Origin of the sequence: Virgibacillus necropolis (genome assembly GCF_002224365.1) — a bacterium.
Lineage (GTDB): Bacteria > Bacillota > Bacilli > Bacillales > Amphibacillaceae > Virgibacillus_F > Virgibacillus_F necropolis.
In genome coordinates this window covers 2,923,454-2,942,470 of record NZ_CP022437.1, presented here as the reverse complement: position 1 = coordinate 2,942,470, position 19,017 = coordinate 2,923,454, and the positions used below count along the sequence as shown (strand labels likewise).

The following is a 19,017-nucleotide window of genomic DNA, read 5'->3' as shown; positions in this document are numbered from 1 at the left end:
TTGAGGGAGTGATGCTTGTTGATTGAATCGGAAAGTATAACAAAATCTAAGGCTTTCTAAGAATTATATGTCTAACTATTAAAAAAACCAAAAATCAGGAGGAATAAACATATGACTACAAATGATTTAACGCAATTACGTGACAAAATTGATGGGGTTAATTTACAACTGCTAAAATTATTAAACGAACGAGCGGAAATTGTTCAAGAAATTGGCGAGCATAAGGAAAAGCAAGGGGTAGCTAGATTTGATCCGGTTCGTGAACGTCAAGCACTAGATTTAATTATCAAGAACCATGACGGGCCTTTCCAGACATCAACCATTCAATACATTTTCAAAGAAATATTTAAAGCGAGCTTAGAGCTTCAAAAAGACAATCATAACAAGGCATTACTTGTTTCACGAAAAGCACGTCCTGAAAATACGATTGTCGATATAAATGGTGAAAAAATTGGTGATGGGGAGCAACGGTTCATTATGGGGCCATGTGCAGTGGAAGGTTATGAACAGGTAAAAGCTGTTGCCCTAGCAATGAAGGAGCAAGGCCTTACTCTAATGCGAGGGGGAGCGTTCAAGCCTCGAACTTCTCCATATGATTTCCAAGGATTAGGAGTAGAGGGATTACAAATTTTAAGAAAAGTTGCAGATGAAGTAGGAATGCAGGTTGTCAGTGAAATTCTTGCACCACAGGATGTAGAAAAAGCATTGGATTACGTTGATGTTATTCAGATAGGCGCCCGTAATATGCAAAACTTCGAATTGTTGAAAGCTGCCGGTAGAGTGAAAAAGCCAGTTCTACTAAAACGTGGACTCTCTGCAACCATTGACGAATTTATTAATGCAGCGGAATATATCATTTCACAAGGAAACGACCAAATCATTTTATGTGAACGTGGTATTCGCACATACGAAAAGGCAACAAGAAACACATTAGATATTTCAGCAGTACCAATTTTGAAAAAAGAAACCCATTTACCGGTTGTGGTTGATGTAACGCACTCTACAGGTAGAAAAGACTTGCTTCTTCCAACTGCAAAAGCTGCTCTTGCAATTGGGGCGGATGCTGTTATGGCGGAAGTTCATCCAGATCCTGCTGTTGCGTTATCCGATTCAGCTCAGCAAATGAACATTCCTGAATTTAATGAGTTTATGGATGTGGTAAAGGCTTTTAAAAATAAGTTAGCGTAATACGGAATACGATGAGGAGGAAGCTTAATGAAATGGAAAGAACAAATTCTGAATTTGCGAGCGTATCAACCTGGAAAATCGATTGAAGAAGTTAAGAGGCAGTATCAATTAGATTCAATCGTCAAACTGGCTTCAAATGAGAATCCATTCGGTTATTCACCAAATGTAGATACAGCATTAAAAGAATTCCATTCGTCATTTATTCTCTATCCTGATGGAGGCGCTTTTAAATTGCGCGAAGCTACTGCATCTTTATTAGGTGTAAATAAAGATCAATTAATTTTTGCAAATGGCACGGATGAACTCGTCCAAATTATTTCAAGAGCGATGCTGGAACATGGGAAAAATACAGTGATGGCAACACCAACTTTTCCACAATATAAACATGCTGCCATCGTTGAAGGAGCCGAAGTACGTGAGGTAGAGTTAGTTAATGGAAGTCATGATTTGAACAAAATGCTTGCTGTAATCGACGAAAATACTGCGATTGTATGGGTTTGTAGCCCTAACAATCCAACAGGGAGTTATATTCCAGAAGATGAACTTCGATCCTTTTTAGAGAGTGTCCCAGAAGATGTATTAGTCGTACTTGACGAGGCCTATTTTGAATATGTAAATGATTCTTATAATTCACTTGCCTTTTTAAATCAATTTCCTAATTTGATCATCATGCGGACTTTTTCTAAAATGTATGGTCTTGCTAGTTTTCGTGTAGGTTACGGGGTTTCGTCCGCAACAAATATTAAAAGATTAGAACCGGTTCGCCTTCCTTTTAATACGAATGTACTTGGCCAACTAGTGGCATCCGCTGCAATAACAGATCAAGACTTTGTAAAAAGTTGCAGACAGAGGAACTCTGAAGAAAGAGAAAAATATTATACGTTTTGTCAGGAAAATGAACTTCATTATTATCCCTCGCAGGGTAATTTTATATTAATAGATTTCGGCCGAGATGGTGATGAGGTGGCCCAGTTTTTGTTATCAAAAGGTCTGATTGTCCGTTCTGGTAAATCATTAGGTTTCCCAACATCTGCCCGCATAACAATCGGTTTAGAAGAAAGCAATGAACGAGTAAGAAGTGCGATAAAGGAATTACTAGAAAAAGGTGTGGAACTACAGGAGGATTTTTCATGAGTGGAAATGTATTTATCGTAGGATTAGGATTAATTGGGGGCTCTTTAGCCCTCACGATTAAAAATCAACATCCACATGCAAAAATCTATGGATACGACGTGAAACAAAGTGAAATAGAAACGGCAAGCGCGCTCAACATAATCGATGAAAAAGTAACTTCTTTTCACGAGGGAGCAGAATTAGCAGATTTAATCATCCTATCTACACCAGTATTAGAGATGGAAAAATTAATGAAACAATTATCTAGTTTGACCCTAAAGGAAAACGTTATTATTACTGATACTGGTAGTACAAAAGGGGGGATTATGCAACTAGCCAGTAAATTGTTACAAAAAGAGGTTACGTTCATCGGTGGGCATCCAATGGCAGGTTCGCATAAAGCAGGCGTGGAAAGTGCAAAGGTCCATTTATTTGAAAATGCTTTTTATGTACTAACCCCTCAATTGAGTACCTCTTCTGAAAAAGTGGAAGAATTAAAAGACTGGCTAAGTGGCGCGAATTCTCATTTTCTTGTTCTGGATACAGAGGAACATGATTACATTACGGGGGTAGTTAGTCACTTCCCCCATGTTATAGCAGCAGGTTTGGTAAACTTAGCAAAAAAGAACGCGGACAAAAACCCACTCATAAGCTTGTTAGCTGCCGGCGGTTTTCGGGACGTAACTCGGATTGCATCCAGTAACCCTAATATGTGGAAAGATATCGTCAAACAAAACCGGCTAAACTTATTGGATTTAATAGAGGACTGGATGATGGAAATGCGAAACATACAAAATGTTTTAGCAGAGGAAGATGAACACGCTATTATTCGTTTTTTTGAAGAAGCGAAAGAGTTTCGGGATTCTTTACCCGTCCACTCCAAAGGCGCTATCCCGTCCTATTATGATTTGTATGTAGATGTGAAGGATGTACCCGGAGCAATCGCAGGTATTACCTCATTGCTGGCAAAACAATCGATTAGTATAACCAATCTTCATATTCTTGAATCTAGGGAAGGATTGCTAGGTGTCTTGCGAATTAGTTTTCAAAAGGATGAAGATCGTAGCAAGGCTCAAGTTTTGCTTAACCATAACAATTTTAAGACATATGAAGCGGCATAACAATATAGTACGACACTACTAAAAAAGTAGTGTCGTATATTTATTAATATAGAAGAAAGAAATGATAAAACCCGCTAGTTATTTTTATTTTAAAAATAATTATTACTGCCAATTCATGGAATACTAACTTCCCATGGCTTTAAATACGGTAATCGCTTTCTTTATTGAAAGGACAACCACCTAGTAAACTGGAGATATTTTTTCTCTATTAAAACAATTCAACTTATAATAATCTAACTGTAACTAATAGTCTGAAAACAGATAGACAAAAGAATTTAGAGGTGATATATTATTAATTCACATCATGAGGAGGGTTTTTATGTTAAGTAATCCGCTAATAGCTACAGTTTTAATCTTTTCTTTAATTGCATTAGGGGAGTGGCTATCTATTGTTTCTAGAGCCAGAATCCCTATGCTGCTCACTGCAATGGTTGGTTTTTTAGTTTGTTCGTGGACAGGCATTTTTCCTGAAGACATTCTAGAGAAATCAACATTTCCGGCACTCGGAGCCATTTTAATTGGCCCTGCGATTTTGCATATGGGTACATTGATTCCCTTCTCTATACTAAGAAGTCAGCTTAAAGCAGTAGTTATTGCTTTAAGTGGCATTGTTGTAGCGGGTATCTTACTATTAACGATTATTCCATTGTTTTTTGACTATGCTACGGCGGTTGCTGGGTTTGGTCCAATCAGTGGGGGGATTATTGCTCTAATCATTACATCAGAGAAACTAACTGAACTTGGCCTTACTAGCATTATCGTTATACCAGCTTTAATTGTTGCTTTTCAAGGAGTACTTGGAATGCCACTTGCGATGAACTTTATGAGAAGGTATGCCATTAAGATGCAGAAAGAAATGGATGATGGGACCTTTATTCCGATGGCTAATGCGGATGACTCTGATGAAAAAGAAGAGGTCAAAGCTAAATCTAGTTCATTCAAATCTAGCGTGACATTAAAACTATTCTCTGTATTTGTTGGAGCTGCAATCGGAATTTCACTAGGAGAAGTTACGCCTATTCATTACAGTCTATGGTGTTTAGTAATCGGTCTACTTGGTGTCAAAATTGGGTTATTTGAAACGAGATCTCTTGAAAAAGCAAATTCATTTACCCTCACAATGATGGGAATTATCTTTGTCGTTATTGGCACAATGGCTGATGTATCACCTCAGGATGTAGTGAGTAATTTACCGAGCATCATTTTAATTCTATTACTAGGTACGTTTGGAATCGCACTTGGCGGTTACATTGCATCGAGGTTTGTTAAATGGCATCCATTCAAAGGTATGCCTGTAGCATTAACGGCTCTCTTTGGCTTTCCTGGTGACTATATACTTTGTGAGGAAGTTAGCAGAAGTGTAGCCAGAAATGAACAAGAAGAAAAAGTGATATTTAATGAGCTATTAACACCTATGTTAATCGGTGGATTTACTACAGTTACGATTGCATCAGTTGTTATAGCGGGTTTATTAGTCCAAACATTATAACTTGGAGGTATTTTAAATGACAAAAACGATTATTAAAAATGGTTTATTGATTGACGGTAACGGTGGGGAACCAGAGAAAGGTTCGGTTGTAGTAGTGGAAGGTGAACAAATTGTATATGTTGGTGCTGAATCTAATTACTCAGCTACAGGTGACGAAACAGTCGTGGATGCCGAGGGAGGTACCATTCTTCCAGGAATTATCGATACACATGTGCATATGATGATGGAATTTTCACCAATTGCAGAAAGGTTAGCTACACCATTTTCATTTATGTATTATAAAGCAGCTAAACACTTGGAGACCACATTACATGCTGGAATCACTTCTGTACGTGATGCGTTAGGTGCAGATTTAGGTATTAAAAAAGCAGTGGAAGATGGCTTGATCGCAGGCCCAAGATTACAATTAAGTATTAATGCACTGACCATTACTGGCGGGCATGGTGATGGATATACAGTTTCCGGGATTACGACGGATATTTTACCTTCTGATTACCCAGGTATGCCAAATGGTAAATGTGACGGTGTTGAAGAAGTACGTAAAAAAACACGTGAAATGTTGCGTGCTGGTGCAGAAGTCATTAAAGTCCATGCAACTGGCGGTGTATTAAGTGCTACTGATCACCCTGAGTTCACCCAATTCTCAATGGAAGAGTTAAAGGTTATTGTCGAGGAAGGCCGCTTTCGAAAAGGCGTAAAAGTGATGGCTCATGCGCAAGGTGCTGAAGGAATTAAAAATGCGGTAAAAGCAGGTATTCATTCTATCGAACATGGTATCTTTATAGATGATGAGGCAATTGAATTAATGAAGGAAAACGGAACATTTTTAGTACCTACATTACTCGCTCCTGTTGCTGTATTAGAAACAGCAAAAGATGTAGGAATGCCAGACACCGCAATTGAGAAGTCTAAGGAAGTAATTGAACACCATAAAGCAAGCATAGCAAAGGCACACAAAGCTGGCGTAAAGATTGCGATGGGAACAGATGCGGGTGTGATGAAACATGGTACGAATTTAAGAGAACTTGGATTAATGGCAGATATTGGTATGACACCAATGGAAACAATCGTAGCTTCAACGAAAACTGCTGCAGAATGTTTAGGTTGGGAAGATAAGGTTGGAACACTTGAACAGGGTAAGCTAGCAGACATCATTGTAGTCAAGGGTAATCCATTAGAGGATATTTATTCACTAGCTAATAATGAGACAGTTCAAGTCGTTATTAAGAATGGAAAAATAGAGAAGAATATAGTTGAAACGTTAGTGGTTTCATAATAGCGAAAGGGACTAAATCTAAGGCTGATTCAGCTAACTTCCAGTGGCAACTAGGAATCACTATTTCTTTTTAAGGAGGCGCATGGAAAGTCATGCGTCTCCTTTTAAATTCTAGTCGGATACCGAATTTGAATCAAGATTTTGATCAGCCTTATTTTCAGATCTGTCTATAATAACAGCTCCTGAGGCGTCTCCTGTGATATTTACCGCCGTTCGAAACATATCCATGAAACGATCTACTCCAGCAATTAATGCGATCGCCTCAAGTGGTAAATTTACTGTAGTTAAAACAAGTATTAACATGACTAATCCAGCACCAGGTACTCCAGCTGCTCCAATTGAGCCTAACGTTGCAATTAAAACAATCATCATTATTTGCGTGAAGGTTAATTCGATTCCATATGCTTGTGCTGTAAAAAGAGCAGCAACACTTAAATAGAGCGATGTTCCATCCATATTAATGGTAGCACCTAATGGTAAGACAAAACTCGATATCTTTTTGGATACTCCCAAATTATCTTCCGAACATTTTATGGTGACAGGTAATGTCCCCGAACTACTCTGCGTACTGAATGCCACAAGACTGGCAGGGGCAATTCCTTTGAAAAACTTTAGTGGGTTCATTTTTCCAAGCGACTTTACCGCAATGGAATATGTGACCAGCGCATGTACAATACAAGCGACGGCAACGACGGATACCAACTTGATTAAAGGCAGCAAAACGGAAAGACCGTATTCTCCAATGATCGGTGCCAATAAGCCAAAAACTCCAATTGGAATAAGCTTCATGATAATTGCAGTAATTTTATACATAATTTCTGCAAGCCCATCAAAAAAACGATACACAGGTTGTGCCTTTTCACCCACCATTGTAATTCCAACACCAAGGAAAAGTGCAAAGAAAATGATTTGCAGGATATTGCCACTTGATAAGCTTTCAAGTGGATTAGTCGGTATGATATTTAACAAAACATTGATAAAACCACCAGTTTCCGTTGCTTCAGGGACCTCTCCTGCAGAAGAAATGTCAACTCCTGTTCCAGGGGAGAATACTAGGGCGGCAATCAGACCGATCGTAACAGCAATTAGCGTAGTAGTTAAATAATAAACAATTGTTTTTCCACCGATTCTTCCAAGTGATTTCATGTCACCAGTGCTTGCCACACCTACAATGAGTGATGATGTGATTAAGGGGATAATAATGAATTGAATAAGGCGTAAAAATAAATCCCCAAGTGGTTGGACAACGTCGATACTGGGTCCAAAAATAATCCCAGCAATGATAGCGGTTACAAATGCGATCAAAATTTGTGGAAGTAAACCTATTTTTTTAATTTTCGCCACTTAGAACTACCTCCCTTTTCAAATTTAAATGCTTTTGGTGAACAATAAAAATCTAAGGCAACACCCCCTCTTCCATAATGTATGTACACAAATATAGTAGAGCGAATAGTAAGGTAACGCTTAAATCCTAATTCATGGATATGCTCTGTCCTTCGAATTAAGAACCATTCCTGTCTACTAGCCACGTATTCTTCCAAAGTTAGGGATAAATTGAATGATAGTTAATATATTTATAATAGAAGGGATTTAAAGACTAGACTGGCTGGTTGGTTGTTTGATAGAGGGGGAAGGTAAATGTCAAAAACGATTGGAATAATGGGAGGAATGGGTCCACTAGCAACGACAGACATGATGCGCAAAATTATTATGCAGACACCAGCTAAAATAGATCAAGAACATCTCCATATTATTGTAGATAATTATCCACAAATTCCGGATCGTATGGCAGCTATTTTGGGGGAAGGGACAGACCCCGTTCCGTATCTGATAAAGTCGGCACAGTTATTACAAAAGGCCGGGGCTGATTTGCTGGTCATTGCTTGTAACTCGGCCCACTATTTTCTTCCAGCAGTTCAGAAAGAAATTGATATTCCAATTTTGAATATGCCAAATGAAGCAGCATTATACATCAAAAAATTAAAATTTTGTAAAGTAGGTTTGGTAGCTACAGATGCTACACTTCAGAAAAGACTCTATCGTAAACCATTTCAATCCCTGGGAATTACTTTGCTGGAGCCAGATCCTACCATGCAAGCAAGGGTGATGAAAGGCATTTCCTATATAAAGGAAGGCGATCTGAAAATGGGTACGGATTGTTTGGAAAAGGCTGCTTATTTCTTATATCAACAAGGAGCTGAAGCAATTGTGGCAGGTTGTACAGAGGTGTCGCTTGTACTTCATTCAACAGAATCACTTACTGTACTCGATCCGACAGACATCGTAACTCAATCAGTAGTGAAAGCAGCTTTCGAGCACTAGAAGGATAAAAATTTTATTTTACTGGGAGGATTATCATGAATTTAGCACAATTCAAACGGAGGAATTATACGGATTGGGAAATCCCAATTGAAAGGTTAGATAATTTATCAAAGGTATTCGGTGGTCCAAAAATTTATATAAAACGGGATGATCTACTAGGATTAACCTCGGGTGGCAATAAAACGAGAAAGCTGGAATTTCTTGTTGCAGATGCATTGGAAAAGGGGGCGGATACGTTAATAACCTGTGGAGCTGTCCAGTCGAATCATTGTCGTCTTACGCTAGCTGCCGCAGTGAAAGAGGGATTAAAGTGTAGGTTAGTTTTGGAAGAACGAGTTCCAAACAGTTATAGTAAAGATGCAAGCGGGAACAATTTCCTTTTTAACTTGCTTGGTGTGGATAAAACAAAAGTGGTACCAGGTGGAGCAAACTTGATGGAAGAGATGCAGAGTATGGCAGAAGAGGCTATTGGTGAAGGTCATAAACCATACATTATACCAGGGGGAGGGTCAAATGAAATTGGAGCGACTGGATATGTTGCTTGTGCTCAAGAGATACAGGAACAGACATTTGCTAAGGGAATTGATATAAACCATGTTGTTTGTGCAAGTGGGAGTGGTGGTACACATGCTGGCCTAGTAACTGGTTTTTATGGTAATCATAGTACGGTTTCAGTAATCGGAATCAGTGTAAGAAAAAAGAGAGAAGAACAAAGGCAATTAATCGATGAACTTGTTCAAAAAACGGCTAAGCACGTCGGACTAAAAAATACTATCCCAAAAGAGTGGATAACCTGTTTTGATAACTATGTTGGGGCAGGTTATTCGTTACCAACCGCTGAAATGGGTGAGGCAGTTCGATTATTAGCCAGAACAGAAGGGATTCTTCTCGATCCTGTATACTCAGGAAAAGCGATGGCGGGGCTAATTGACCTTGTTCGAACAGGTTATTTTAATAAAGAGGATAAAATTTTATTTTTGCACACTGGCGGATCCCCAGCCCTATATGCTTATATGCCTGATGTACTAGAAAAAGAGGTGGGTCAGTAATATGTCGGAAAAGATGATAGAAGATTTAGATACGCCATCACTTATTATCGACCTTGACCAGATGGAAACTAATTTGATGGCAATGCAAGACTTTGCTGATTCTGAAGGAGTAAAATTGCGTCCCCATACTAAAACACATAAGACCGCTGAAATTGCCCATTTACAAATGAAATATGGGGCCGAGGGCATCACCGTTGCAAAAGTTAGTGAAGCAGAGGCAATGGTTAGGGCTGGGGTGTCCGATATTTTTATCGCAACGGAAATAGTCGGAAAGCAAAAACTTGAGCGTATCCGGGTAATTGCTGAAAAGGCTAAGATCCATTTGGCAGTCGATTCTATGTATCATGTGGAACAGATTGCAGACTTTTTTGGCGACCACGTGCCGATTGAATTGATGCTTGAAATTGATACAGGGCAAGGGCGCTGCGGTGTAAAACCTGATGAGGCAGTATTATTTGCTGGAGAAATGCTCAAAAGATTTCCATTGATAAGGCTAAGAGGAATATTCACGCACGAAGGACACACGTATAATGCAACGGACAAAGACCAAATGAAGAGAATTGCTGTTAATGCACAGGCAGATGTTATCAAGGTCGGAAAAGAAATCAAAGAAAAATGTGGAATCGATTGTGAAATCAGTGTAGGTTGTACATTAGCCCAATTAACTAGGGAAGTTCTGCCTGGAATAACTGAGGTTCGACCAGGTACGTATGCCTTTTATGATGCTGGACACGCTTATTTTCTTGGCGATATCACGTATTGTGCCGCTACGGTTTTAGCGACAATTACATCCAAAAGTAGTAGGGGAGATGTGGTTGCTGATGCAGGAGCCAAATCCATGACGATTGACCAAAGATCTAGTGGAGTGCTGAAAACGGAAGGTTTTGGAAAAATTAAGGGCCATCCAGATCTGCTAATAAAAAAACTTTCCGATGAACATACTGTAATAGCCGCTGGAAATTCCTTGAGTATTGGTGATCGTATTGAAATTATTCCTAATCATATTTGTCCAACTGTCAATTTATACGATAGGGCCTATGGTGTGAGGAATGGTAAAATTGAAAAGGTATTTACGATAAATGCTAGGGGTTGTGTTCAATAGAAAAGGAATCAGCTCGGAAAGGTGGCACGATTATGTCTTATATATGTAGTGTTTGTCATAAGGTTTATGATCCAGCCACCCTTGTATGGCGTTGTGAATGTAGGGGGCTACTTGATTTACAAGCTTTTGCAAGCAATTTTTCTAGTGATAAGATTAACAAGGAACCTGCTACAATGTGGCGTTATAAAGAAGCTCTTCCTTTTCAGGAAAATGGTGACGCTTGGAAATCGGTGACGATGGGCGAGGGATTTACTCCAATAGTACCGCTTAACGGAGCAGAATCAAGCGTACTACTAAAGCTAGATTATTTAATGCCAACTCTATCATTTAAAGATAGAGGGGCGGCTGTATTAGTGGCCAAAGCGAAAGAATTAGGTGTGACAAAATTAGTTGCTGATAGCAGTGGAAATGCTGGAACATCTATTGCTGCATATGGAAATCGCGCAGGCATCGATTGTCATATATATGTACCAGAAAGCACTTCTCCAAAAAAAATAAAACAGATCAGAGGGCATGGGGCAATTGTTCATACTGTACCAGGGGATCGTGAAGATACGGCCGAAGCGGCTAAAAGGGCTGTAGACGAGGGAAATATGTTCTATGCTAGTCATGTCTATAATCCTTATTTTTATCAGGGGACGAAAACCTATGCTTTTGAAATTTGGGAGCAAATGAACGGAGATCTTCCAGAAGTAGTTGTTGTTCCAGTAGGGAATGGTACTTTGTTGTTAGGTGTCTACTATGGTTTTAAAGAGTTATCCGATTTGGGTCTAATTGACAAAATACCTCGCATTCTTGCTATTCAGTCCGAAAGATGTGCACCACTGGCATTAGCGTTTCAAAATGAATTGGAAATGGCTGAACCAGTTGTCAATAAAGGAACAGCAGCAGAAGGGATTTCTATCGTTAATCCCCCAGGAGCCGTCAAATTCTGGCTGCTGTTCGTGAAACGGGCGGCGTAATTATCACTGCTCCAGAATCAGCAATTGACAGTTCTCGGAGATCTCTAGCTAGTCAGGGTTTCTACGTGGAGCCAACGACAGCAGCTACTTTTGCTGGTTTTACCAATTATGTAGAGGATTGTTTGTATGGAAATGTCTCTGAAAAGTATCGACTTTTTAAAGACGATCCCTTTCGCCCTGGTTCAAATGAAAAAGTGGTCATTCCCTTGTGTGGGGCGGGTATCAAATCAGATTAAAGCAATAAGCTGCTTAATTCTATTAAAAATCTTATTTTATTTATTGGCTACTAAACTTGCTTTTATTAATGGGAGACCCTATTAAAATTACACAGGCAAGCGTTCCAAATGAACGCTTGCCTGTGTAAAGTGGCATTTTATTTCTATCTACTTAAAAGAAAGGAACTCATCAATCAATATCCCCGTAACCTGGGTCGCTGAAAAGTTGTGGACCCGATGAAGCGTGTACTGGAGCGCTAACAAAAAGTACTGTTAAAGCAATAATAGAAAAAAACATTCCGATTTTTTTCATGTTGACACCCCCCTTCAATATAAAGTGAATTAAGATGCTGTCCTTGCTTCAAGCATCCAATTTCTGTAATGCCAAAATAGGTAATCTACTAAAAAAATGATCACTTCGCTTTACAATAAAACGGTTATACGATTGGTGTAATAGATCTTTGTCATGCGTAGCTAGCCCTAAATAGTAAAGCTGAAATGGCGAATCTATAGGTAACTTTAGTAAGTTGTCTTCTGCTTTCTTAAAATTTCCTTTTGCAATGTCTAGATGGGCTTGTTCACTTGGATCATTAGTTGTAATACCTTCTACTCTTCCGTGATGTGCGGAAAGAAATGGGATATTCTGATTTTGAATGATATAGTTAATGTCCATTAAGCCATGCTCAATTGAAATCTTTTGCGCTTCGTATAAATGGTGAATTCCTTGTTGGTAGGTGTCAAATGTGTAGGTTAATGCTAAATTTATGTTTATAGCAGCTTTTGTTCTTGGGTTTTGTGTTAAATTCAGTACGCGAAAGGCATACTTTCTAGCAATTATAAGCTCATTTCGGATCCAGTAATAAGAAAACAAAACTTCATACAATCGTATATTAAAATAAGATAATAAAAACGGATCGCTAACCGACGCAAATATAGATTGCTGCTTGTCTAAAAAGTTACCTAGCCTTCCAAATTCATGCATATCATAATGATTAGAGATTTTTACTAATTCTATTAAACATATTATCTCTGGTTCATCACTTCGGAGGGACTTTACGCGGTGTAATATTTCTAGTGGAGTTAAACGCCTTAACTTTCGGTCCATCATAAGTTTGTAGAGTTCCGCCCATTGGTTATTAGATTTTATCTTTGATTTCTTATTCTTATCAATTAGAAGCTCCAAATCTTCATAAAAGCCACTCATGTACAAAAATTCCATACCTTTTTTCATAATTTCATTTTTTCTAGTTTGTAGACACAAATTTCTAACTAGCTGTAATACAGTTTGTTCATTATGTAGTGTTGATAACTTAGAAATCACGCGTTCCAGCGACATATTTTCATCGTAAGCAATGTCAGGTACAGAATTTGATATTGATTCAATAGTCATTTTTCGCTCCTAACTAAAAAACTATTCTGATATTTAACTACATTTTACCACAAAGTTCACGGGTACAAAGACCTGAATTTTCGACAAAATTTGCATCATTTACATAAAACTTTTTCTTATATGATCACTCAAAGCGCTTACATATGAAGGATATGGTGTATTTCCCGGGAAACTATTAGAAATAAGAGACTACTATTCACTAATTGGTTTTCTAGTTGGAAACCATAGTTTATCCTTATAATGCGTGTTCAAAGCTTCCATGTTTTTAGCAGACATCAACTCTTCCAGTATAAAAACGAAGGATGCATAACTGGTTTAAGAAAAAACATCGTACATATGAGTAAAATATTTCACTGCGTTGTTATAACAATATTCGCCACATCTTAAAAAATAAGTCGAATGTTGTTTATGGAATTGGCCGCAATTCTCTCTTATTTGTTGTTTATTACAAAACGAAAATTTTCTATTCTAGGGACAAATACCTTCCCAGCGGCTTCATTTTATGAATACTATATATATCAGCATATAATAATGGAGGTGTTATGTTTATGTTTCCTAATAGACCAAGACGACCAATGCCGCAGTATCATCCCGCCCGAGTTCGTCAGCCATTCCCAAGGCGCCAAGTTGCCCCTAAGCCGAATTTATTGTCTTCGTTCCGTGATCCTAGTGGAAAGTTGGATTTCAACAAAATAACAGAAACTGCTCAACAAATGAAAAGTATATATAGTCAAGTTGGCCCGATCATTACAACATTTATGAAAAAGTAGGTCGTATGCCTAAAGGAAGTGAAAGATGACGATTAGAAAAGCTACTTGTCATGAAACAGAGAAAATTGTAAGTCGTTCACTAGAAGTATTAAAAGAATCAACGATGGGTTATGTTTTGCAGGAAGAAGGGAAGGCGCTTGAAATGGTGTCTCCCTTTTTATCCAGTGGTGGTTATTATCTCGTATATGTAGAAAATAATGTTATCGAGGGATGGATTGGTGTAGGACGTACAATTGACTATAATACCAACGAGATGATCGGAATTATCCCGGAAATTTACGTTTTACCGAAATTTCGTAAACAGGGAATAGCGGAAAGTTTATGTAGGGAAGCGAACAGGCAACTGAAAGGGAAGGGGTATAAAAAAGTTCAATTGACTGTATATACAGGAAATCATGTAAAGAGTCTTTATCAAAAACTTGGCTTTCAGGAGATTTCTACATTGATGGAAATAAATTTAGATAACTTATGAATCATAAACGGCCACCATAGCTAAATTGTAAAAAGCCAGGATTCCTATGATAAAGTGGAAACCTGGCTTTTTAAACGACTAATCATTTATTTGGTCAATATTAATAAATCTAGTGTTTGGTTTCTTTTTGGGAGTGGAGATTTTTAGTATTCCATCATTATAGGTAGCTTTTGTATCTTCTTCAGAAATTGTAAATGGTAATGATATCATACGTTCCATCTTGTATTCTTTGTTAGTGTTTGTAAAGTGCTCTTTCTTTTTTTCCTGGAATTTAGAGTCTTCTACAGTAATCCGTAATTGATTTCCGATGATTGCCAGCCTAATTTGATCGCGGTTGTAGCCAGGGAGCATTGCCCTAATCACAACGTCAGACTTTGTCTCCTGCATGTTAATTTCAAAGGGCTTTTGGTTGAAAAATTGTTTAAATGATTCATTGAAAAAGGAATCCATGTGTTTTGCTAAATCATAAAAGGAATCTTTGTGAAACCACTTTGACAGGTTGTCTTTACTGGAACCCACTTTTATTTCACCTCTTTTAGCTTTAGTTATACTAACGTATGCTAAATGTTAAAAGAGTGATGGGCTAAAAGACGTGTTTATTTATACCCTACAATATCCAATATACAATTCCTTGTTTTCTTCCTTAATGGACACCCCACGGAAACCTGCTTCTAAAACCTTTTGTTGTTCCGTGATGTCTGTCGATAAAATAAATGTTTCATCAGTTAGTGTGTCCTCGGGTTTGGCTGTTAAATCTTTTATAAGAATATACCGAAGTTTTCCGCCATATTTTTCTTTTAAAGCAACAATCTTTAAACCAAGTGATAGTTTATCCTTTAAACTTGGAATATTGAGTGGGGCAACGGTTGCGCAAACATACTGAAATCGTTTAACATCGATTCTTTTCATTAATAACTTACCCATATACATCTGTAGTCCATTTCCACGATAATCGGGGTCTACACTGGAAATTTCCGAATAGATAACCTTGGGAAGTTCTTCTGGTAGCAGGCCAGCGTCAATTCCTAAATGTTCATCATCCACTTCCGGATCAAGCATCGCTCGAAATGCGATTATCTTTTCCTCGATAAACACACCGATCATTAGCTCATGTCCAGATAAGATTACGTTGAATTCTTCTTTACTAAGTGGTTCTAAGGTTGCCGGTGATTGAAGTGCGTGCTTAACTTTTTCCTGCAAATTTAAAATAATAGGTATGTCCTCGACAATAAGATAGCGTACGTGAAAAGCTTGTCCATCACGTAACGTGCCGTTTGTTAGTTTTGTATTCATAATGTGATCTTCTCCGAATGAACAGTCAATTCATCTAGTGTCTGCTTGTCAATGTCTATACCTAAACCCGGTTTTTCATTTAATTGAATAAATGGGACATCATATTTTAGATTTCCGACGTCTTTTGCAAATTTCAATGGACCTGTTAACTCGACACTTGTAATCACTTTTTTCGAAAACGCAACATGGAAACCTGCTGCTGACCCGATAGATGACTCGACCATCGAACCGATTTGACAGTCAATGCCAGCCATCTCGGCCATATGTGCAAGTTTGGTAGCGGGATAAATTCCTCCGCACTTCATTAGTTTAATATTAACCTTGTCAGCCGCTCGCTTTGCAATTACTTCACGCATTTCCGGGAATCCGCGTAGACCTTCGTCAATCATTAATGGAGTAGTGGTTTTAGCCTTTACCTCAGCCATACCATCAATGTCATTTGCTGCGACGGGTTGCTCGAGCCAGTCTAGTGTAACACCATTAAGCTTATTTAATGCTTGGACGGTGGCTGCACTCGACTTCCAGCCTTGATTCACATCCACGCGAATCAAACTTTCGTCACCAACACGTTCTTGAACTGCCTGAATCCGTTTTACATCTTCGAATACATTCGTACCAACTTTCATTTTAAAAGAACGATAACCCTGTTCTACGCGGCTAACTGCTTCATCAGCCATTTTTTCACATGTGTCGATACTTAATACATGTGTAATCGGAAATTTATCATGGTAACGCCCGCCTAATAATGCGTAAGCAGGTACATCTAGTGCTTTACCAACGACATCATAACAAGCAATGTCAATGGCTGCTTTAGCTGTTGGAACTGCAAAAATTTCCTTATTCATGATATTGTGAATGCGTTCTACATTCATTGGATTTTCGCCTACTATTTTGGGTGCGAGTGTTGATTTAAGTACATGGAACGTGCTATCCCAACTTTCACCTGTCACATGTTCGTCGGCTACACCTTCCCCGTAACCAACAAGTCCAGTATCTGTTGTAATTTTCACGATAATGGACGGCATGGAATCATATGTTGCATAACTAATTACAAATGGATCGATCAGTGGTAATTGAATGGCAATGATTTCAATTTCAGTTATTTTCATAATTTAAATCCCTTTCTATCAAACAGTATAAATGGTTATCCAGCTGCTTCTTCTTCAGCTTGTGAAGCAAGTATCTCATTTTTTTCTTCTTTGGACAATTTAGTAATAGTAAATCCTGTAAATGCATAAATCAACGAAATAATTGGTACAACGAAATTCAGTATCGCATATGGTGCATAGGCAAAGGCATGAACACCAAGGGTCCCGAAAATAAACACGCCACACGTATTCCAGGGAACGAAAACAGATGTAAGCGTACCCCCATCTTCCAGTGCACGTGATAAGTTTTTGGAATGCAGTTCTTTTTCTGTATATACTTTAGCAAACATTCGTGATGGAATGACGATGGAAATATATTGCTCCGAACACGTAACATTTGTAAGAAAACATGCCCCAAGGGTGGAGGCGATTAATGAACCTGTTGATTTTACGACCTTTAATAATTGGTTCATAAGGGATCGTAACATGCCAGAGAACTCTAAAATTCCTCCGAAAGTCATAGCAACAATCGCCAAGGATACGGTGAACATCATAGAATCGAGTCCACCCCGGTTTAATAACCCAGCTAAAAATTCATTCGTTGTGTCAATGGTGTACCCGCTTTGTAATGCTCCCAGTGCGTTTGTAATCGGTTCCCCTTGAACGATTACCTGGGATAAAAAGCCGAGAGCTATTCCGACAACTAATGCAGGAACTGCTGGTACTTTCATTGCTACGAGTACAATGACGAGCAGGGGAACTAGCAATAGGAACGGTGATATGACGAAGCTCTCCTGTAATTCTACAATCGTTTGCGCGATATCAGCTGACTCTGATGCATTTTCACCGAAATCTTTTCCTAAATAAGCATAAACGCCAAGTGCAATCAATAAACCTGGAATCGTCGTGTAAAACATGTGCTTAATATGTACGAATAAATCTGTATGTGTAAGCCCAGACGCTAAGTTTGTTGTATCTGACAAAGGAGACATTTTATCTCCAAAATATGACCCTGAGATGACAGCACCTGCGATCATTGGTGCAGGAATGCCCATACTAATTCCAATCCCCATACCAGCTACTCCAATTGTTCCCATCGTTGCCCAGGAACTACCAATAGCAAGGGAGACGATGGCACAGATAATGGCAATGGTAACGAGAAAAATGGATGGTGAAATGATTTCCAATCCATAATAAATCATTGTAGCAACGATCCCACCACCAATCCATGCTCCAATAGTTAATCCTACCAGCATGATAATCACGATCGCTGGAAGTGCTAACTTAATTCCTTTGTACATCATTTCTTCAATCTCTTTCCACTTATAACCATATTTCCAAGCGACTATAGCAGCCACTACAGTTCCGATAATTAGTGGTACATGTGGAGCTTGTTCAAATACGATGACAGCCAGTAGCATCGCGATAATCATTACAACGAGAGGTAATAACGCCAGCCAAAAGTTAATTTCCTTTTTCAAAAGTACCACTCCATTCCTATGTTTTCTTAATTGATGGTAAATAAAGATAATTAGGATAATGGTAAAAGAAGTTCACACGATTGTCAATTATTTTTAGAGCATATTTGTTTCAGTTTCGAAAGCCTCTAGTGTAGTAGTTTTTGAAGTAAGGATAGCAGTTTTTTATTCTACGCATATAATAGTAAGAATAAACTTGAACGAAAGCAAAATAGAAAATGGTAGTATTTATTGGATGAATAGTGTATATTCTCGCAGGGGTGAATAATATGTCGAATAGTGATGAACGTTTGTTTAGTATGCTTATTTATTTGGTTAGTTTTCCGTTTCCAATTCTAGGACCACTCATTATATGGATGTTAAAACGAGATGAATCTGAGTTGATCGATTTTCATGGGAAAGAATACTTTAACTTTTTTATCTCTTATTCAATCTATGCCATCATCAGTTCCATACTAGTTCTTTTATTGATTGGATTTTTACTCATTTTTGTTGTTGCAATCATGGCATTTGTGTATACGATTATTGCATTAGTTAAAGCATATAACGGCGAAAGATACAGATTCCCATTGATTTTTAGATTCATAAAATAACGGTTTTATCTCTAACCTGAATTCTATTTTCGAAAAAATTCAGGGGTTGTAATAATAAATGTCATGAAACTGTCAAAGGCAATAGTCGCATTCTTA

18 protein-coding genes and 1 pseudogene are annotated in these 19,017 nt (G+C 38.2%); 12 read left to right on the top strand and 7 right to left on the bottom strand.

Annotated features, from left to right (window positions below):
- The first annotated feature begins 111 nt into the window (after positions 1–111).
- The 5 genes from CFK40_RS14070 to CFK40_RS14050 all read left to right on the top strand — a co-directional run bounded on the left by CFK40_RS14070 (position 112) and on the right by CFK40_RS14050 (position 6,187).
- A complete protein-coding gene (locus CFK40_RS14070; RefSeq protein WP_089532910.1) occupies positions 112–1,188 on the top strand; it encodes a bifunctional 3-deoxy-7-phosphoheptulonate synthase/chorismate mutase in 1,077 nt (358 codons plus the stop codon).
- A gap of 27 nt (positions 1,189–1,215) precedes the next feature.
- Positions 1,216–2,322, top strand: a complete 1,107-nt coding sequence (gene hisC / locus CFK40_RS14065) for a histidinol-phosphate transaminase (protein ID WP_089532909.1) — start codon at positions 1,216–1,218, stop codon at positions 2,320–2,322.
- Positions 2,319–3,422, top strand: coding sequence for a prephenate dehydrogenase (locus CFK40_RS14060; RefSeq protein ID WP_089532908.1), 1,104 nt, complete (start codon positions 2,319–2,321; stop codon positions 3,420–3,422). Before hisC ends, CFK40_RS14060 begins: the two co-directional genes overlap by 4 nt.
- 319 nt (positions 3,423–3,741) lie before the next feature.
- Positions 3,742–4,911, top strand: coding sequence for a hypothetical protein (locus tag CFK40_RS14055; protein ID WP_089532907.1), 1,170 nt, complete (start codon positions 3,742–3,744; stop codon positions 4,909–4,911).
- A gap of 16 nt (positions 4,912–4,927) precedes the next feature.
- Positions 4,928–6,187, top strand: a complete 1,260-nt coding sequence (locus CFK40_RS14050; RefSeq protein ID WP_089532906.1) for a metal-dependent hydrolase family protein — start codon at positions 4,928–4,930, stop codon at positions 6,185–6,187.
- 111 nt (positions 6,188–6,298) lie between these two features.
- Here CFK40_RS14050 and CFK40_RS14045 read toward each other — a convergent pair whose 3' ends face one another.
- Positions 6,299–7,522: a dicarboxylate/amino acid:cation symporter gene (locus CFK40_RS14045; protein ID WP_405196594.1), complete on the bottom strand. Its 1,224-nt coding sequence runs from the start codon at positions 7,520–7,522 to the stop codon at positions 6,299–6,301.
- A 303-nt stretch (positions 7,523–7,825) separates the two neighbouring features.
- On the opposite strand from CFK40_RS14045, the gene CFK40_RS14035 reads away from it, so the two are divergent.
- From CFK40_RS14035 to CFK40_RS14020, 4 genes and pseudogenes are all read left to right on the top strand, one after another.
- Complete coding sequence (locus CFK40_RS14035) at positions 7,826–8,509, top strand: cysteate racemase (protein ID WP_089532903.1); 684 nt, start codon at positions 7,826–7,828, stop codon at positions 8,507–8,509.
- A gap of 35 nt (positions 8,510–8,544) precedes the next feature.
- The gene (locus CFK40_RS14030) at positions 8,545–9,558 is read left to right on the top strand and encodes a D-cysteate sulfo-lyase (RefSeq protein WP_089532902.1); all 1,014 of its coding nucleotides are present in this window, start codon (positions 8,545–8,547) and stop codon (positions 9,556–9,558) included.
- 1 nt (position 9,559) lies between these two features.
- Positions 9,560–10,660: an alanine racemase gene (locus tag CFK40_RS14025; RefSeq protein WP_089532901.1), complete on the top strand. Its 1,101-nt coding sequence runs from the start codon at positions 9,560–9,562 to the stop codon at positions 10,658–10,660.
- 29 nt (positions 10,661–10,689) lie between these two features.
- Positions 10,690–11,858 (top strand): annotated as a pseudogene (locus tag CFK40_RS14020) (threonine synthase).
- Positions 11,859–12,027: 169 nt separating this feature from the next.
- On the opposite strand, the gene CFK40_RS21515 reads toward CFK40_RS14020, so the two are convergent.
- Positions 12,028–12,150: a hypothetical protein gene (locus tag CFK40_RS21515; protein ID WP_264371368.1), complete on the bottom strand. Its 123-nt coding sequence runs from the start codon at positions 12,148–12,150 to the stop codon at positions 12,028–12,030.
- Between the two features lie 48 nt (positions 12,151–12,198).
- Positions 12,199–13,227, bottom strand: a complete 1,029-nt coding sequence (locus CFK40_RS14015; protein WP_089532900.1) for an AimR family lysis-lysogeny pheromone receptor — start codon at positions 13,225–13,227, stop codon at positions 12,199–12,201.
- 548 nt (positions 13,228–13,775) lie between these two features.
- Between CFK40_RS14015 and CFK40_RS14010 the strand changes: the two genes are divergently transcribed.
- On the top strand, positions 13,776–13,997 hold the full coding sequence (locus tag CFK40_RS14010; RefSeq protein WP_161493877.1) for a YppG family protein: 222 nt from the start codon (positions 13,776–13,778) through the stop codon (positions 13,995–13,997).
- A gap of 25 nt (positions 13,998–14,022) precedes the next feature.
- Positions 14,023–14,469, top strand: coding sequence for a GNAT family N-acetyltransferase (locus CFK40_RS14005; RefSeq protein ID WP_089532898.1), 447 nt, complete (start codon positions 14,023–14,025; stop codon positions 14,467–14,469).
- Between the two features lie 78 nt (positions 14,470–14,547).
- Here CFK40_RS14005 and CFK40_RS14000 read toward each other — a convergent pair whose 3' ends face one another.
- From CFK40_RS14000 to nhaC, 4 genes are all read right to left on the bottom strand, one after another.
- Positions 14,548–14,988, bottom strand: a complete 441-nt coding sequence (locus CFK40_RS14000; RefSeq protein ID WP_089532897.1) for an Hsp20/alpha crystallin family protein — start codon at positions 14,986–14,988, stop codon at positions 14,548–14,550.
- Between the two features lie 81 nt (positions 14,989–15,069).
- Positions 15,070–15,762: a GNAT family N-acetyltransferase gene (locus CFK40_RS13995; protein ID WP_089532896.1), complete on the bottom strand. Its 693-nt coding sequence runs from the start codon at positions 15,760–15,762 to the stop codon at positions 15,070–15,072.
- Entirely contained in the window at positions 15,759–16,871 is a 1,113-nt protein-coding gene (locus CFK40_RS13990) for a mandelate racemase/muconate lactonizing enzyme family protein (RefSeq protein ID WP_089532895.1), read from the bottom strand. Before CFK40_RS13990 ends, CFK40_RS13995 begins: the two co-directional genes overlap by 4 nt.
- Before the next feature lie 35 nt (positions 16,872–16,906).
- Entirely contained in the window at positions 16,907–18,331 is a 1,425-nt protein-coding gene (nhaC, locus tag CFK40_RS13985) for a Na+/H+ antiporter NhaC (protein WP_089532894.1), read from the bottom strand.
- Positions 18,332–18,597: 266 nt separating this feature from the next.
- Here nhaC and CFK40_RS13980 point away from each other — a divergent pair, with 266 nt between their 5' ends.
- On the top strand, positions 18,598–18,921 hold the full coding sequence (locus CFK40_RS13980; RefSeq protein WP_193433332.1) for a DUF4870 domain-containing protein: 324 nt from the start codon (positions 18,598–18,600) through the stop codon (positions 18,919–18,921).
- Positions 18,922–19,017: the final 96 nt, after the last annotated feature.

Bases quoted from the DNA above. Each gene is read 5' to 3' on its own strand.
- CFK40_RS14035 (WP_089532903.1), top strand. From the start codon at position 7,826: ATGTCAAAAACGATTGGAATAATGGGAGGAATGGGTCCACTAGCAACG.
- CFK40_RS13990 (WP_089532895.1), bottom strand. From the start codon at position 16,871: ATGAAAATAACTGAAATTGAAATCATTGCCATTCAATTACCACTGATC.
- CFK40_RS14015 (WP_089532900.1), bottom strand. From the start codon at position 13,227: ATGACTATTGAATCAATATCAAATTCTGTACCTGACATTGCTTACGAT.
- CFK40_RS14025 (WP_089532901.1), top strand. From the start codon at position 9,560: ATGTCGGAAAAGATGATAGAAGATTTAGATACGCCATCACTTATTATC.
- CFK40_RS14030 (WP_089532902.1), top strand. From the start codon at position 8,545: ATGAATTTAGCACAATTCAAACGGAGGAATTATACGGATTGGGAAATC.
- CFK40_RS14005 (WP_089532898.1), top strand. From the start codon at position 14,023: ATGACGATTAGAAAAGCTACTTGTCATGAAACAGAGAAAATTGTAAGT.
- CFK40_RS21515 (WP_264371368.1), bottom strand. From the start codon at position 12,150: ATGAAAAAAATCGGAATGTTTTTTTCTATTATTGCTTTAACAGTACTT.
- CFK40_RS14055 (WP_089532907.1), top strand. From the start codon at position 3,742: ATGTTAAGTAATCCGCTAATAGCTACAGTTTTAATCTTTTCTTTAATT.
- CFK40_RS14070 (WP_089532910.1), top strand. From the start codon at position 112: ATGACTACAAATGATTTAACGCAATTACGTGACAAAATTGATGGGGTT.
- CFK40_RS14050 (WP_089532906.1), top strand. From the start codon at position 4,928: ATGACAAAAACGATTATTAAAAATGGTTTATTGATTGACGGTAACGGT.
- CFK40_RS14010 (WP_161493877.1), top strand. From the start codon at position 13,776: ATGTTTCCTAATAGACCAAGACGACCAATGCCGCAGTATCATCCCGCC.
- hisC (WP_089532909.1), top strand. From the start codon at position 1,216: ATGAAATGGAAAGAACAAATTCTGAATTTGCGAGCGTATCAACCTGGA.
- CFK40_RS13995 (WP_089532896.1), bottom strand. From the start codon at position 15,762: ATGAATACAAAACTAACAAACGGCACGTTACGTGATGGACAAGCTTTT.
- CFK40_RS13980 (WP_193433332.1), top strand. From the start codon at position 18,598: ATGTCGAATAGTGATGAACGTTTGTTTAGTATGCTTATTTATTTGGTT.
- CFK40_RS14060 (WP_089532908.1), top strand. From the start codon at position 2,319: ATGAGTGGAAATGTATTTATCGTAGGATTAGGATTAATTGGGGGCTCT.